Source organism: Pseudomonas sp. FP215 (genome assembly GCF_030687795.1).
Taxonomy (GTDB): Bacteria; Pseudomonadota; Gammaproteobacteria; order Pseudomonadales; family Pseudomonadaceae; genus Aquipseudomonas; species Aquipseudomonas salmasensis.
In genome coordinates this window covers 3,489,725-3,504,738 of sequence record NZ_CP117447.1, presented here as the reverse complement: position 1 = coordinate 3,504,738, position 15,014 = coordinate 3,489,725, and the positions used below count along the sequence as shown (strand labels likewise).

Here is a 15,014-nt window from a genome sequence, read left to right as displayed (position 1 = left end):
GGGCGGTGAAAAAACCGCCTCACTATTGCCGTAAACCTGGGCCCAGGCTTGTATGGGTGTGCTTGTCTCACCAACTGAACTTGAGCTCCATGCCCAGGTAGTTGCTGTCGTGCCCACCGGCATCACGCAGGGTCTGGCCGACCGCGTAGTGCACCGCCTCGACCGCACCGCTGAGGTTGGGGGTAAAGGCGTAGTCAGTGCGCAGTTGCCCATAGGCGCCGGTCCAGCGCTCACCTTGGCCCGCGGTGCCAGCCACGGCCAGGTTGGGCTGGGTGTAGACGGCGTCTGCGGTGGTTTGCCGCCACAGCAGGCCGACAGCGGTTTGCACGCTGAGCTTGGCAATGGGCTTGACGGTGATCGACGGCTTGACGTGGATCAGGTTGCTGTAGCCGGTATAACCCGCCAGGGAAAAGTAATAGCCATTGGGGAACAGCGGATTGAAGGTGCCGACCCGGCCGTCACCGGCCTTGCGGTCACCGGAGGCGATATCCAGTTGCAGGCCGATACGCGGCTTCCACGCCAGCGTGTCAAAGGTGTAGCCGGTGCGGCTGCCACCGGCCCAGGCGCGAATCGTCTTGCTGCCCACCGAGCCGCGTTGCAGCATGGCTTCGACGTCCCAGTCGAACCCCTGGGCTGCGCCGCCGAGGCGGGCGTCCAGCAACTGGCGGGTTTCGTCGCCGTCGGCGTCCAGGTAATGGGCGGCGCTGCGCTCGTACACGCCGTAATAGGCCGACAGCTCATTGGTACCGCCCACCAGCCGCTCGACCCGTAGCATGTGGAAGCGCGCGTCGCTGTTGGACTTGTCGTCGAAATGCCGACCATCCTGGTACTGCACCGGTTGGCTGGCGATCCCGATAAAGCGCCATTGCGGCGTTTCCCAGTCCGCCCACAACGCATCGAAGGACTGCCGCACATTCGGGCCGTCCCGTGACGAGATGAAACGCTGCAAGTCAAAAGCGAAATCCTGGCGGCCAGCCCGTGCCTTGAAGGTGCCGGCGTTGAAGGTCTTCACGTATTCGGCAAAGGCCAGGCGCAGGTCGACGCGGTTCTGGTCGGCACCGCCAATCGTGGTCTTGTCATAGGCCCGCACATCTTCCAACTGGGTGAACAGCCGCCAGTGTTCGTTCAGGTGCAAGTCGGCGTGCACCTGAAAACGCTGGATCAGGTAGCGGTCACGCGGTACATCGCGCACGCCGAACCCGCTGGCGTCGTTCATCTCGAAGCGTTCACGCAAGGTGGCGCCCAACGACAGGTAGGTGAACGGGTTGGCCGCGGACAACGGGATGTACTTGAGGTTGTCCAGCGGTTGCGTGCGCAAGGCCGGGTCCTTGAGCACGGACCAGTCTTCCTGCCAACGGTTGGCCTTGATCGCCGGACGAACCGGCTGGTCGTTGGCCTGCACGCTGCCAGCAAGCAACGGCCACAGCACAGCCAGGCTCCAGCCTGCGTGACGCATCATTTTGCCGCGCTGAGTTGGTGGATTTCTGCGACATAACCGCCTGGGAACTCCACCAAGGCACTGCGCCGACCTTTGCTGTCGAACGCCGGCACCAGCACTGTGGCGCCAGAGCCAGTGGCCTTGCCCAGGGTGGCGGCCAGGTCGTTGACCTGATAACCGGTGGTGTCGTGGCCGAACGGGTAGGGCAGTTGGCCGTTGGTGATCAGCACCGCCATGCGCCCAAACGGCGATTCAATCTCGACGCGGCGGTAGTGGCCGCCGGCTTGGCCGACATCAACCCCTGGGGCGTGCTTGTCGTCGCTCAACACCTTGCCGTGGGAGAACCCCAGGAACGCCTTGATAAACCGCTCGGCGCTGTCGTTGGACACATACACACGGTTTTCCGGCACGGTCTCGAAGGCGGCGTAATCCGGGGTCTTGGTGTGCCAGTAGAGCTGCATGTTCACACCGCCCGGCCATTGCACCACGGCGTCACGGCCGATGGGGTCGGGGAAATCGCTGACGATCACGTCGGCGCCATTTTCCCGTGCGGCCTTGAGGGCCACGTCCATGTCCTTGACCAGATAGCCGTTGCGTTCCTGGCCGAAGGGGTGAGGCACGGGGGTGGTAAAGCCGAACAACGACACGGTGCCCGCCGGGGTCTGCAGCAGTTGCGAGGTGGTGCTGCTCGGCACTGGCAGCACGTTGACCACGACCTGGGGCGTGCTTTTGCCGCCGAAGGTGGCAAGGAAACTCTGGGCAAAACGGTCCACATCGGCCGGTGCCACATACACATGGCTGGTGTCGTACTGCGGCGCCACGGCCACGCTTGGGGTGGCGGCGAACGCGCTGTTCATCATCGCACTTGCCAGCAGCGTCAATGCCAGCGATACCTTGGTTGTTGTGTTGCCCATGCCCGTTCTCCAGCGCTTATGAGGGTTTGAAAGCGGTGAGGTTAGGGGGGCAGGGCGGTGGGGAATTGTATGGACGTGCTCGGTTGAACGTTTCAGCTACGCGGCCCAGGCAGCCTGCGCCTATCTACCTGACGCCCCTCAACCCAAATGTGAGAGTTCACTTGCCTCTGCCTGACACCCCACGATCCAATTGTGGGAGCTGGCTTGCCTGCGATGACGGCCTGCCAGCCGACGCAGTTGGATTGCGTTCATATCCATTCCTGCGGTAACGGCCACTTAGGGTTCCGCCCTGACGGCGGCTCACTTTTGAACAGCGCAAAAGTAAGCAAAACGCTCTTGCCCCACCACTCGGCACCTCGCTTAGGCTCGGTGTGCCCGAACGCAGGCTTGAATCCGTGGGCCGCCGCCACGCGCCATCCATGGCGCGGGGCGGCTAACCCGGCGTCCTGCCGGGTTACCCACGAATTCAAGCCTGCGTTCGGCCAGCGTGGTTTAACGGGGCGCTTAAGATCAAGATCACAAGCACGGCGTTTTTCAAGGTAGTTGTCGCGTCCACCGTCGCGCTACGCGATTTTTATTACCACGGTCAGCTCCTTTTCGGGGTTCAGATACACCGTCCCGATAGGGTTCCAGTTGCGTGTCTCTCCTGACCATCGTTCCGGTCTTTTCTCTCTGGCCTGCCGGTATATCGCATCTCGACGAGCCAAGATTTCTCGGTCTTTTCCTTCATGACGTTGAGCCGGTGTTACGAAGCGGATCCGGCTATGACGGTGCACGGTGTTGTACCAGGTCATAAAATTCCTCACCCAGATACGCGCATCATCCAGGCTGGTAAACCCTGCCTGTGGCCACTGCGGGCAGTATTTCAGTGTCCTGAACAGTGATTCCGAGTACGGGTTGTCGTTGCTAACCCGTGGTCGACCGCGAGACGGCGTGATGCCCAGGTCATACATCTTGGTCAGTAACGTCACCGATTTCATTGGTGCACCATTGTCCGAGTGAAGCACCAGCGGCTGGCGCCAACACTTCTCCTGAGTCACGCTTCGTTGCAGCAACGCTGCCGCCTTTTCCCCGCTCTCGGCTTCATAAACTTCCCAGCCCACGGCTTTTCGGCTGTATATGTCTTCGATCAGATAGAGGTAGTAAAATTTCCCGCGAACCGGGGACGGCAAGTAGGTGATGTCCCATGACCACACCTGATTAGCTGAAGTCGCTGCGTAAGTGGTCGGTGCCTCATGGCGATGCGGTCGCTTGGCTCTGGATCGGTGATGCTGCTGACCTGCCGCATGCAGCACACGATAAAAAGTCGCCTCCGAGGCTACATATCTTCCTTCATCGGCCAATTGCGGCACGATCTGGCTTGGCGGGAGGTGCGCATAAGCTTTGCTGTTGCACAGCGTCACGATGCCTTGTCGCTCAAGCTCACTGAGCGCGTTGTTCGGTATCGGCCTGAGCGTCGTCGTGCGTCCATCTGCCAAGAGTTCTTGCGGCAAGCTCCAGCGTTGCAGCGTCCTCAGTGAAATGCCTACCTCCTGACAAGCAGGCGCCCTGCGGGCGCCCGCCAGAATGGCTTCATTAAGCCAATCAACGAGTAAATACCGTTCTGGCAACAAGGTCAGGTGGCCTCGTCGTCGCTCCCCCAGTAGGCATTGAGCTTTTTTCGTAGTACCAGTAAGGCCGCTGTTTCAGCCAGGGCTGCATCTTTGCGGCGCAACTCACGTTCAAGTTCACGGATACGATTTTTATCATCCCGTGACTGTCCGGAGCTTGCAGTTTTCGCGGTTGACTGTTTCGTGCTGCCGGCGATAAAAGCGTTGCGCCAATCGGTTATTTGCTCGGGAAAAATACCTTTTCGTCGGCAGTACTCACCGATTTCCAGTTCCGATAGCGAACCTGTTTCTATGATGATCGCCAGCTTGGATTCGGCTGACCAATTTTCGGCCGGTTGCTTGGCATCGGACAATTGCGTTCCTCTGGCGGCAGCTTGTTTGCGCCAATAATGGAGAGACATATCGCTACAACCTTCGCGCCGAGCGACCTCCGCCGCCGAGAGGCTCAGGGGCGGAAGCATCATTTTCAGCAGCGCAGCTTTACGTTCTTCTGAATAGAAAGGCATGACCATACTCTTGCCGCCCCCGGAATGCTTTTCAAAAAGCGGGGGACACGACAACTACCCTGACACCGGGGGAGCAGATCAAGATCAAAAGCGGCTCGCTTCGCATCGTGGTTACTGTGGAGTGTGCAACCTGCAAGTTGTGCATCTACTGCGCTAACGCTTTCGCAGGAAAGCCATAATGCCAGTCAGTTAAGGCTTTTTTGTAGGAGCGAGCTTGCTCGCGAAAAACTTACAGGCGCCGCGTTCATTCAGCAAACACGCGTTATTGTTGACGTTTTTCGCGAGCAAGCTCGCTCCTACAGAAATTGGGGATGCCCACACATTTGGATCGCGGCGCATCAGTTAAACAGCCGTTATCTGTCAGGCCACCATAATGATCTTCGACACCAATTCCACCACCGTCTTGGCCTGCAGTTTCTTCATCAGCCGCGCCCGGTGCACTTCCACGGTGCGGTGGGAGATCGCCAGGCGCAGGGCGATTTCCTTGGATTTGAAGCCGTTGACGATGTGCATGGCGATTTCCCGCTCACGGGGCGTGAGGTCGCCGGTGCCCTGGTGCATGCGGTCCAGGCGTTCGAAGTGCCAGATCATCAATTTGAACGGGTCTTTGGGGGTGAGGGTGTAGCCGTGGGACTTGGCCCAGAACACTTCGCCGTTGTGGTGCTGCATGAAGCGTTCATCGGAATAAAAGCCGTTGTCGCTGTCGAGCAGCCAGTCATGGCTGCGCTTGCCGATGGCGTGGTAGTCGGCCTGGGACGGGTAGATCAGCAGGGTCAGCTGGTTGACCAGCGCGTCGCGGGTATAGCCGAACAGCTTCAGGAAAGCGTCGTTGCAGTCGAGTATCACGCGGTCGCTGGTGACGATCTGCGGGGCAGGGGACAGCTTGAACGCCAGGCGTTCGAGGTCGGGGAATTGCTGGGCTAGCGCGGTCATGGGGCATCCTGCCTCGTTGTTCAATGCCCTGGGGCGCTACTTACCCGTGTAAGTAGTTACACGAATTGGCGCACGATCAGGGGTGGGTCATTGTAAGTAAAGTCCGAATCAAGAACAGAAGAAATTGATTATGCCTGCTGATTGCGTCTCCATTGTTGCCGCTGGTCACTCCCGTTTTGGTCGCCTGGAAGGCACGACGCTCGAAGACCTGATCGTCCAGGTTACCCAGGAAGCCTTGAGCGACGCTGAGATTGACGCGTCGCAAATCGATGCGTTGTTCCTCGGCCATTTCAACTCGGGGCTGGTGCCCGACGGGTTTGCCGCCTCATTGCTATTGCAAGCCGACCCCGGGCTGCGCTTCAAACCCGCCACCCGCTGTGAAAACGCCTGTGCGTCCGGCTCGGCGGCGATTCAGGCGGGGGTCAATGCGATCCTCTCCGGCAGTGCTGAGCTGGTGCTGGTGGTGGGCGCCGAGAAGATGACCCACACCAGCACCGCTGCGGTCACCCAAGCCTTGGCCGGGGCCGGTTACCAGAACGACCCGGCCGAAGCCGGCCTGAGTTTCCCCCAGTTGTTCGGCCGCGCTGCGCGCCAATACGCCGAGCGTTACCACTGCCCGCTGGGCTCGATGGCGGCCATCGCCACCAAAAACCACTCCAACGCCATGGCCAACCCGCTGGCGCAGATGCATCGGGAGATGAATTTCGAGCACTGCAACAACGTGTCCCAAAGCAATCCGTTCGTGGCCGACTCCCTGCGCCTGACCGATTGCTCGCTGATCAGCGACGGCGCCGCTGCGATCATCCTCGCCTCGCCCAAACGTGCGCGGGCGTTTCGTCGTGAGGTGCAAATCCGCGCGATGACCCAGGTCAACGACACCTTGCCCATCGCCCAGCGCGACATCCTGGCCTTTGAAGGCCCGCAACGCGCGATCCACGCAGCGCTGCGCGGGGCGAATGTGACCCTGGCTGATCTGAGTTTCGCCGAGGTGCACGACTGCTTCACCATTGCCGAGTTGCTGATCTACGAAGCCATGGGCCTGGCGCCCAAGGGCGAAGGGCATCGCGTGCTCGACAGCGGCGTGGTGCGCGCCGGCGGGCGCTTGCCGGTCAACCTTTCCGGCGGGCTCAAGGCCAAGGGGCACCCCGTTGGCGCCACGGGGGTGTCCATGCATGCCCTGGCGTTCCGGCAATTGACCGGCGAGCCGATTGGCCTGGCGGTGCCCAACCCGGAGTTCGGCCTGGTGTTCAACATGGGCGGCATGGCGGTGGCCAACTACGCCTCGGTCCTGCAGGCACGCCGGAGCTGAGCCATGAACATTGCCAACTGGCTGCACGACACCCAGCGCCGGGCCCCGCAACGCCCGGCTTTGTTCGACGGCAGCGTGCTAGTGGCCGACTACGCCACCTTCGCCGCCCACGTGCGCCAACGCGCCGCGCAGCTGGTGGAGCAGCATGGCCTGGTGCCGGGGGATGCGGTGGCGCTGCTGATGAAAAACAGCTGCGACTACCTGGAACTGCTCTACGCCATCTGGTGGATGGGCGGGGTGGCGGTGCCGATCAACGCCAAGCTGCACCCCAGCGAAGCGGCGTGGATTGCCGATAACGCCGAGGCGCGGTTGATCTTTACCGACGGCGGCCAGGTGTTTTCTTCGCGGGATCTGCCCGCGCGTTGCACGGAACTGGACGGCCACCCGCTGCCGCCCAGTCATGGTTGGCCGACCCTGGAACAGCCGGTGCCCCGCCAGGATTACGACCTCGCCTGGCTGTTCTACACCTCCGGTACTACCGGGCGCTCCAAGGGCGTGATGCTGTCCCACGGCAACCTGATCGCCATGTCGCTGTGCTACGCCACGGATGTCGACGCGGTGAGTGCCGACGATGCGGCGCTGTATGCCGCGCCCATGTCCCACGGCGCCGGCCTGTACAACTTCATCCATGTGCGCTGTGGCGCCCGCCATGTAGTGCCGGCCTCCCATGGCTTCGATGCTGCCGAGCTGTTCGGGCTGGCAGAGCAGATGGGCGATGTGTCGCTGTTTGCCGCGCCGACCATGGTCAAGCGCATGGTGGAGCAGGCGCGGCGTCAGGATTATCACGGCGCTGGCATCAAGACCATCGTCTACGGCGGCGGCCCCATGTACCTGGCCGACCTGCGTGAAGCGGTCGACACCTTCGGCCCGCGCCTGGTGCAGATCTACGGCCAGGGCGAGAGCCCGATGACCATCAGCGTCTTGCCCCGCGCCTTGATCGCCGAGCGCCAGCGTCCCGACTGGGCCAACCTGGCCGCCTCGGTGGGCCACGCGCAAGCCTGTGTGGAAATCCGCATTCTCGATGCCGAACGCCAGCCACTGCCCACCGGCCAGCGTGGCGAAATCGCGGTGCGTGGCGCCACGGTGATGCAAGGCTACTGGCGCAACCCGCAGGCCACGCGCCAGACGCTGGTGGACGGTTGGCTGCTGACCGGTGACATCGGCTACCTCGACCCGGCCGGCTACCTGACCCTCACGGACCGCTCCAAGGACGTGATCATCAGTGGCGGCAGCAACGTGTACCCCCGTGAAGTCGAGGAAGTGCTGGCCCAGCATCCCGAGGTGTTCGAAGTGTGCGTGGTGGGCGAGCCCGACGCGCAATGGGGTGAGTCGGTGGTGGCCTTCGTGGTGACCCGCAGCGGCCAGCCCCTGGACGAAGGCGAACTCACCGCGTGGTTCCTGGCGCGCATGGCCTCGTTCAAAAAGCCGAAAAAATATGTGTGGCGCAGCGACTTGCCCAAGAACAGCTACGGCAAGATTCTCAAGACCGACTTGCGGCATTGGCTGCAAACCGCGAGTATCGCCGCGCTTTAACATGGATCGATAATCAGACAAGGAGTCCCCACGATGGGCAATCCCGCACAAGACACCGTCCGCAAGCGCCGCCGTGCGTTTCTCGGTGCCACCTCCGGCCATTTGATCGAGTGGTACGACTACGGCGTGTATGGCTTTCTCGCGGTCTATATCGGCCAGGCGTTCTTCGTCTCCGATGACCCCACCACCAGCCTGTTGGCCAGCTTTGCCGCGTTTGCGCTGAGCTTCTTTATCCGCCCCTTGGGTGGGCTGTTCTTCGGCCCGCTGGCAGACAAGATCGGCCGGCGCAAAACCCTGATCATGGCGCTGGTGATGATGACCGGCTCCACGGTGATGCTGGGCCTGTTGCCGACCTACGCCAGCCTGGGCATCGCCGCACCGATCCTGTTGATTCTGGTGCGCTGTGTGCAGGGCTTCTCGGCGGGCGGTGAAATCGGCACCGTCACCAGCTTCATCTCCGAATACGCCGGCCCCGGGCGCCGCGGTTTTGCCACCTGCTGGCTGATGGTCACCGCCGTGCTCGGCCTGCTGCTCGGTGGCGCCGTGGCCAATGGCATGACCTGGGTGCTGGGCGCCGAGGTTATGCAGGAATGGGCCTGGCGCGTACCGTTCCTGATTGCCGCGCCCCTGGGCTTTATCTCCATGTATATTCGCCTCAAGCTCGAAGACAGCCCCGAGTTCCTCGCCTTGCAACGCGCCGGGCAAACTTCTCGCGCGCCGCTGCGTGAGGTCTGGCAGTGGAAGCGCGCGATTGCCTTGGTGTTCTTTATCATCACCTTGCACAGCTCGATCTTCTACCTGGTGCTGACCTTCGCCTCGACCTACATGGCCAAGATCCTCAAATTCGACAGCGGCACCACCTTGCTGTACGTGTTCGTCGCCAGTTTCTCGGCAGCTTTTGTGATGCCGTTTGGCGGAGCCTTTACCGATAAATACGGGCGCAAGCCGTTCCTGATGGTGATCGGCACACTGGCGACCCTGGCGATGTTCTGGCTGTTCAAATCCGCCCCGACCGCCACCCCGGCGACCTTCTTCGCGCCGTTGATGGCGGTGGCGATTTTGTTCGGGCTGTATGCGTCGTCGACCTATGCGCTGATGAGCGAACTGCTGCCCACGCGCATTCGTTCCACCGGGATTGCGGTGGCCTATAACGTGCCAGTGGCGGTGTTTGGCGGCAGTGCGCCGTTGATTTCCACCTGGTTGATCAAGGTGACGGGAGACATTACCTCGCCGTGGTATTTCTACGTGGCGACCGGGGTGGTGTCGTTGCTGGCGTTGGTGGTATTGCGCAAGGAAGATTTTGTCGCCAGCGCTCACTCCACGGCCGTGCCTGCCAATACTGCGTTGGCCTGATTCACGAACACCCTGTGGAACGGAACTTGCCCCAACTCCCTGTAGGAGCGAGCTTGCTCGCGAAAAACTCAAAGGCGCCGCGTTTACTCAGGCAACACGCGTTATCGTTGACGTTCTTCGCGAGCAAGCTCGCTCCTACAAGAGAATCGCCATGCCGGCCACCCGCTTGACCCTGATCTGCCACGCCCTCACGCCCCTGCAAAAGCAAGGGCGCTTTGCGGATGACGAGTCCGTCACGATGGACTGGCAGGGCGCGGCCTTGTCCCTGGCTGGCCGCTACAAACAACCGGCACGCCTGCTGTGCGGCCCCGAGGCCAGAACCCGCCAGAGCGCGGGCTTGTTCGGCGATAACGCCCAGGTCGACCCCGCCTTATGCGACCTTGATGTGGGTGCATGGAAAGGCCAGCGCATCGGCCAACTCGACAGCGAAACCTTGAACACCTGGGCCACCGACAGCACCAGCGCAGCCCACGGCGGCGAGTCGGTGGATCAGTTGTGCAGGCGGGTTGGCCAATGGCTCAAATCCCTCGAAACCCACCCCGGCCATGTCATCGCCGTGACCCACCCGTTCGTCATCCGTGCGGCGATGCTGTACGTCATGCAGTTGCCTGTCTCGATGTTCTATCGGATCGACGTCGAACCCCTCTCGGCCACCGAGCTACGCTTCAACGGTGTATGGCGCCTGCGCCTGGAAACTTCCGCCTGATTCCCGGAACATGGCAAAATCCACGCCCCGTACTGAGAGCTCCCCATGAAACGCATCCTGATCATCGGCATCGGCGCCGGCAACCCTGACTACATCACGATGCAGGCCGTGAAGGCGCTGAACCGTACCGACGTGTTCTTCCTGATGGACAAGGGCCAGAGCAAGGACAAGCTGATCGACCTGCGTCGGGAAATCTGCGAGACCTATATCACCAAGCCCGGCTACCGTTTTGTCGAGGCCGACTGCCCGGAGCGGGTGCGCGGTGAAATCGACTACACCACCGCCGTGCAAGATCTCAACCGCGATAAGCAGCAGACCTTCGAGCGCATGATCAACGAAGAAATGGCCGACGGCGAAGTGGGGGCGTTTTTGGCCTGGGGCGATCCGGCGCTGTACGACAGCACCATTCGCATCTTGCAGGCGATTCTTGCCAGTGGCCGTTGTGTCTTCGAATTTGAAGTGATCCCCGGTATCACCAGCGTGCAGGCCCTGGCGGCGCAGCATAAGGTGCCGCTCAACCGTATCGGCAAGTCCATCGAGATCACCACTGGGCGCCGGTTGGCGGCGGGGCAGGCGAGTGATGCCGATACCCTGGTGGTGATGCTCGACGCCGAAGACTCCTACCGCAGCGTGGCGGATCAGGACCTGGATATTTACTGGGGCGCTTACCTGGGCACGCCGGACGAGATCCTGATCAGCGGTAAAGTGGCGCAGGTGGCAGAAGAGATCGAACGGGTGCGCAAGGCGGCGCGCCTGGAAAACGGCTGGATCATGGACACCTATTTGTTGCGTAAACCCTGAGGTAAACCCGATGCTCAAACAGCTTGCCTTCGCCCTCCTGGCCCTGGTGGCCGGCGCCGCTCATGCCGATAGCGGCTTGCACACAGACTTGCCGTTGTCCTACCTGGAACAGACCCAGGGCGATGCGCGCAACCAGCCACTGGTGATCTTCCTGCATGGTTTTGGCAGCAACGAGCAAGACCTGTTTGATATCAAAGACGCGTTGCCGTCCACCTGGACTTATCTTTCGGTGCGTGCGCCGCTGCCGGTGGAACCGCAGGGTTATCGCTGGTTTACCAAGACCGATGAGCCTGAGTACAACGGCGAGACCGACGAACTGTTCAGCAGCGCCCGGCTGATCAAGGACTTTGTGCTCAAGGCCACCGCCAAGTACCACACCCAAAGTGATCGGGTGTTCTTGGTGGGGTTCAGCCAGGGCGCGATCATGTCTTACGAGGTGGCCTTGCGTGAACCCGAGTTGGTACGCGGTATCGCTGCGCTCAGTGGCAGCGTGCTACCGGTGCTCAGGTCTGCGCTGAAACCGGATGCGGCGATGGGCAAGCTGGCGATCTTTATTGGCCATGGCACTTTGGATCAGGCGTTGCCCTTTAGCTCGGCCACGCAGGCGAACGAGGTGCTGGCGGGGTTGGGGCTCAAGCCGGAGTTTCATGAGTACCCGGGGATGAATCACACCATCAGCGAAGCAGAGGTGCAGGACTTGAAAGCCTGGCTTGAGAAAAGCCTGAAGTGAAATGCGGTTAAAAATGTGGGAGCTGGCTTGCCTGCGATGGCGGCCTCCCAGCCTACGGCTATCTACCTGACACCCCGCGATCAAACTGTGCGGGCTTGCTCGCGAAGGCGGCCTGGCAGTCAACACAGTTGGATTGGGTACATATCCATTGCTGCGGTAACGGCTACTTAGGGTTCCGCTCTGACAGCGGGTCACTTTTGGAAGGACCCAAAAGTAACCAAAAGGTCCTCGCCCCACCACTTGGCACCTCGCCTAGGCTCGGTGTGCCCGTAATCCGCCAGTGATTTGGGGGGCCGCCGCCACGCGCCATCCATGGCGCGGGGCGGCTAAACCGGCATCCCTGCCGGTTTACCCCCCAAATCCCTGTCGAATTCCGGCCAGCGTGGTTTGACGGGGCGCCTGAGATCAAAAGCAGATCAAGATCAAGAGCGGCTCGCTTCGCATCGTGGTTACCGGTGGCTGCGGCGAACTGCACAGTTGTGTAGATACCTATGGCCATCGCGGGCAAGCCCGCTCCCACATGGGTTTTGTGTGGGCGGGAAGAGGGGGGTTACTTGCCGCCTGTAATCTGCTTCACCAACTGTGCATGCCCCTTCACATCATCCGCCCGCGAAATGGCCTGAATCACCAGCAGATGGTTGCCTGAACCACCCAGGAATGTGGAGTTCAAGGTCTTGCCACCACCTTGGGTAGCGCTGCTGTCCACTTGGCGCAGGCCCAAACCCTTGTAGGTGAGTTTCTTCTCGCCCAGTTTCTTGAAGTCAGGCAGGGCAGCGCTCTGGTCCTTGACGAAATCGGCCACGGCGCCGTCGAGGAACTGCGGGTCGTTATCCTGGATCGTTGCCCCGTCGTTGCGCACGGTTTCGGCGACGATCACCACACTTTTCGTCGTTGAGTTGGCGTACAAGGTGCCTTGGGTGTCAGCGGTGCCGTCTTGCGCGGTGCCGGAGGGCAGGGTGTCGGCGCTGTAGGCCTTGGGCAGTTTGAAGGTGAACTTGCCACCCAAGGTGGAGATGGTCTGGGTGGTGGGCTTGGCAGCAGCGAACACGCTGCCGGCGGTGAGCGCGAGGGCCAGCAGCATTGCGGTCTTGGTGAACGTGGCCATGAAGCACTCCGGGGATGAACGAAATTGCGGCGTATTCTGTCAGAAAATTCGCAGTCTCGTTCATCGGCCCCGTCACACTTTGTCGGAAGATTCTTCCTCAAGCCTGTCCATTTCAAACAAGCGCGCCAGTTCCGCACGGGCTTCCTGGGCGGTTTGCATGACCTTCGCCGCGTCGTCGTACACCGCGTGTTGGGCGGCGAGTACCTGCTGGTCGTGCGTCTTGAAGCGGTTGATGCGCGCATCGGCCTGGGCCTGGCTCAAACCAAGGCCCACCAGGGTACGGCGGCTCATTTCCAGGCTGGAGTAGAAGGTTTCGCGCACCGGTGAAGCGTCCAGGTCCACCAAGCGGTGTACGTGCTGGCGGTTGCGCGCACGGGCGATGATCTTCATGTGCGGGTAGAGGTTGCGCACCAACTCGGCGGTCTTGATGTTGATCTCCGGGTCGTCCATGGCGATGACGAAGAATTCCGCCTGATCGACTTTGGCCGCGTGGAGGATTTCCGGGCGTTGGGGGTCGCCGTAGAACACCGGCATGCCGCCAAAGCTGCGGGTCAGCTCGATGGTTTCCACCGAGGTATCGAGGGCGATGAACGAGATGTTCTGGGCGCGCAGGATACGCGCCACGATCTGGCCCATCCGGCCCATGCCGGCGATGACCACGCGGGGCGCATCGCTTTCGATGGCGCGGTATTCCTCGGGCACTTCCACCGGCTTGACCTTGGGCTTGAACAGCTTCGGGCACACCAGCAACAGCAGCGGAGTCACGGCCATGGACAGGGTGATAGTCAGCACCAGCACGTCGTACAGCTGCGGTTCGAACAGGCCCTGATCGCGGCCGATCTTGAACACCACGAAGGCAAATTCACCGCCCGCCGCCAGCACTACGCCCAGGCGTAAAGCGCTTTCGCGGTTGAGGTCGCCCACCATCCGCCCGACGGCGTACAGCAGCGGCAGCTTCAAGCCGATCAGCAGCAGGGTCAGGCCGATCACCACCAGCGGCGTGCTGAGCAGCAAACTGAGGTTGGCGCCCATGCCCACGCTGATAAAAAACAGGCCCAGCAGCAGGCCTTTGAACGGCTCAATCTGGGATTCCAGTTCGTGGCGGTATTCCGAGTCTGCCAGCAGCAGGCCGGCGAGGAATGCGCCCAGGGCCATGGACACGCCCACCAATTCCATCAGCCAGGCGGTGCCGATCACCACCAGCAGCGCGGTGGCGGTGGACACTTCGCGCAGGCCGGTCTTGGCCACGATGCGAAACACCGGGCGCAACAGGTAGCGCCCGCCGATGATCACCACGGCGATGCTGCCCAGGATCTGCAACACGTGTTGCACGCCCTGGGCCTCGGTGGTTGGGTGATCGCTGCCGGCCAGCAACGGCACCATGGCGATCAGCGGGATGGCGGCAATGTCCTGGAACAGCAGGATGGCAAAGGCCAGGCGCCCGTGGGGTTGGTTGAGCTCCTTGCGTTCGGCCAGGCTTTGCAGGCCAAACGCCGTGGACGACAACGCCAGGCCCAGGCCCAGCACGATGGCGCTGTTCCACGACTGGCCAAACAGCCACAGCGCGACCGCACCCATCACCACGCCGGTGAGCAGGACCTGGGCCAGGCCGACGCCGAACACTGCCTTGCGCATCACCCATAAGCGTTTGGGTGACAGCTCCAGGCCGATGATGAACAGCAACAGCACCACGCCCAGTTCAGAAAACTGCGCCACGCTTTGCGGGTTGCCGATCAGGCCAAGTACCGACGGGCCGATGATCACACCGGCGAACAGATAGCCCAGCACCGCACCCAATTGCAGGCGCTTGGCCAGGGGCACGGTCAGCACGGCGGCGAACAGGAACACCACGGCTGCTTGTAACAGGTTGCCTTCATGGGGCATCACGAACTCCAGCATTTGCATCGATCAACGGTAGGAGCGAGCGTGCTCGCGAAAAACGCAAGGGCACCGCGCTGTGTCTGGTTTGTCGCGTCATCGTTGAGGATTTTCGCGAGCAAGCTCGCGCCTACGGTGGGGGAGGATAGGGCGCTATTAGAGCGCTTTTTCACATTTGGAAACTTGTATTTTTGTCGC

Annotated in this window: 12 protein-coding genes; 6 read left to right on the top strand and 6 right to left on the bottom strand. The window is 61.5% G+C overall.

What is annotated here, in order from left to right:
- Window positions 1-67: 67 nt before the first annotated feature.
- From PSH76_RS15625 to PSH76_RS15610, 4 genes are all read right to left on the bottom strand, one after another.
- Window positions 68-1,459 (bottom strand): alginate export family protein, encoded by a 1,392-nt coding sequence (locus tag PSH76_RS15625; RefSeq protein ID WP_305492518.1) that lies wholly within the window; start codon window positions 1,457-1,459, stop codon window positions 68-70.
- Window positions 1,456-2,352: a VOC family protein gene (locus tag PSH76_RS15620; protein ID WP_305492517.1), complete on the bottom strand. Its 897-nt coding sequence runs from the start codon at window positions 2,350-2,352 to the stop codon at window positions 1,456-1,458. The genes PSH76_RS15625 and PSH76_RS15620 overlap by 4 nt, the downstream gene beginning before the upstream one ends.
- A 563-nt stretch (window positions 2,353-2,915) precedes the next feature.
- Window positions 2,916-4,468, bottom strand: a protein-coding gene (locus PSH76_RS15615) for an IS3 family transposase (protein WP_305492516.1) whose coding sequence is annotated in 2 segments (ribosomal slippage) — window positions 2,916-4,006 and window positions 4,006-4,468 — 1,554 coding nt in all. Because the reading frame shifts where the segments join, the coding sequence is not laid out codon by codon here.
- Between the two features lie 360 nt (window positions 4,469-4,828).
- On the bottom strand, window positions 4,829-5,401 hold the full coding sequence (locus tag PSH76_RS15610; protein WP_003190613.1) for a LuxR C-terminal-related transcriptional regulator: 573 nt from the start codon (window positions 5,399-5,401) through the stop codon (window positions 4,829-4,831).
- 130 nt (window positions 5,402-5,531) lie between these two features.
- Between PSH76_RS15610 and PSH76_RS15605 the strand changes: the two genes are divergently transcribed.
- The 6 genes from PSH76_RS15605 (at window position 5,532) to PSH76_RS15580 (ending at window position 11,833) form a co-directional block, all read left to right on the top strand.
- On the top strand, window positions 5,532-6,710 hold the full coding sequence (locus PSH76_RS15605; protein WP_032892263.1) for an acetyl-CoA acetyltransferase: 1,179 nt from the start codon (window positions 5,532-5,534) through the stop codon (window positions 6,708-6,710).
- Between the two features lie 3 nt (window positions 6,711-6,713).
- Window positions 6,714-8,243 carry a class I adenylate-forming enzyme family protein gene (locus tag PSH76_RS15600; protein ID WP_305492515.1) on the top strand — a complete coding sequence of 510 codons (1,530 nt, stop codon included), beginning with the start codon at window positions 6,714-6,716 and terminating at the stop codon, window positions 8,241-8,243.
- 33 nt (window positions 8,244-8,276) lie between these two features.
- Complete coding sequence (locus tag PSH76_RS15595; RefSeq protein WP_032892261.1) at window positions 8,277-9,596, top strand: MFS transporter; 1,320 nt, start codon at window positions 8,277-8,279, stop codon at window positions 9,594-9,596.
- 151 nt (window positions 9,597-9,747) lie between these two features.
- Window positions 9,748-10,302 carry a histidine phosphatase family protein gene (locus PSH76_RS15590; protein WP_305492514.1) on the top strand — a complete coding sequence of 185 codons (555 nt, stop codon included), beginning with the start codon at window positions 9,748-9,750 and terminating at the stop codon, window positions 10,300-10,302.
- Window positions 10,303-10,347: 45 nt separating this feature from the next.
- Window positions 10,348-11,103: a precorrin-6A synthase (deacetylating) gene (gene cobF / locus PSH76_RS15585; protein ID WP_305492513.1), complete on the top strand. Its 756-nt coding sequence runs from the start codon at window positions 10,348-10,350 to the stop codon at window positions 11,101-11,103.
- Between the two features lie 10 nt (window positions 11,104-11,113).
- Window positions 11,114-11,833, top strand: a complete 720-nt coding sequence (locus PSH76_RS15580) for an alpha/beta hydrolase (protein WP_305492512.1) — start codon at window positions 11,114-11,116, stop codon at window positions 11,831-11,833.
- Window positions 11,834-12,383: 550 nt separating this feature from the next.
- Here PSH76_RS15580 and PSH76_RS15575 read toward each other — a convergent pair.
- Window positions 12,384-12,938, bottom strand: coding sequence for a hypothetical protein (locus PSH76_RS15575; protein ID WP_014718107.1), 555 nt, complete (start codon window positions 12,936-12,938; stop codon window positions 12,384-12,386).
- Window positions 12,939-13,010: 72 nt separating this feature from the next.
- Window positions 13,011-14,822 carry a monovalent cation:proton antiporter-2 (CPA2) family protein gene (locus PSH76_RS15570; protein WP_032897482.1) on the bottom strand — a complete coding sequence of 604 codons (1,812 nt, stop codon included), beginning with the start codon at window positions 14,820-14,822 and terminating at the stop codon, window positions 13,011-13,013.
- Window positions 14,823-15,014: the final 192 nt, after the last annotated feature.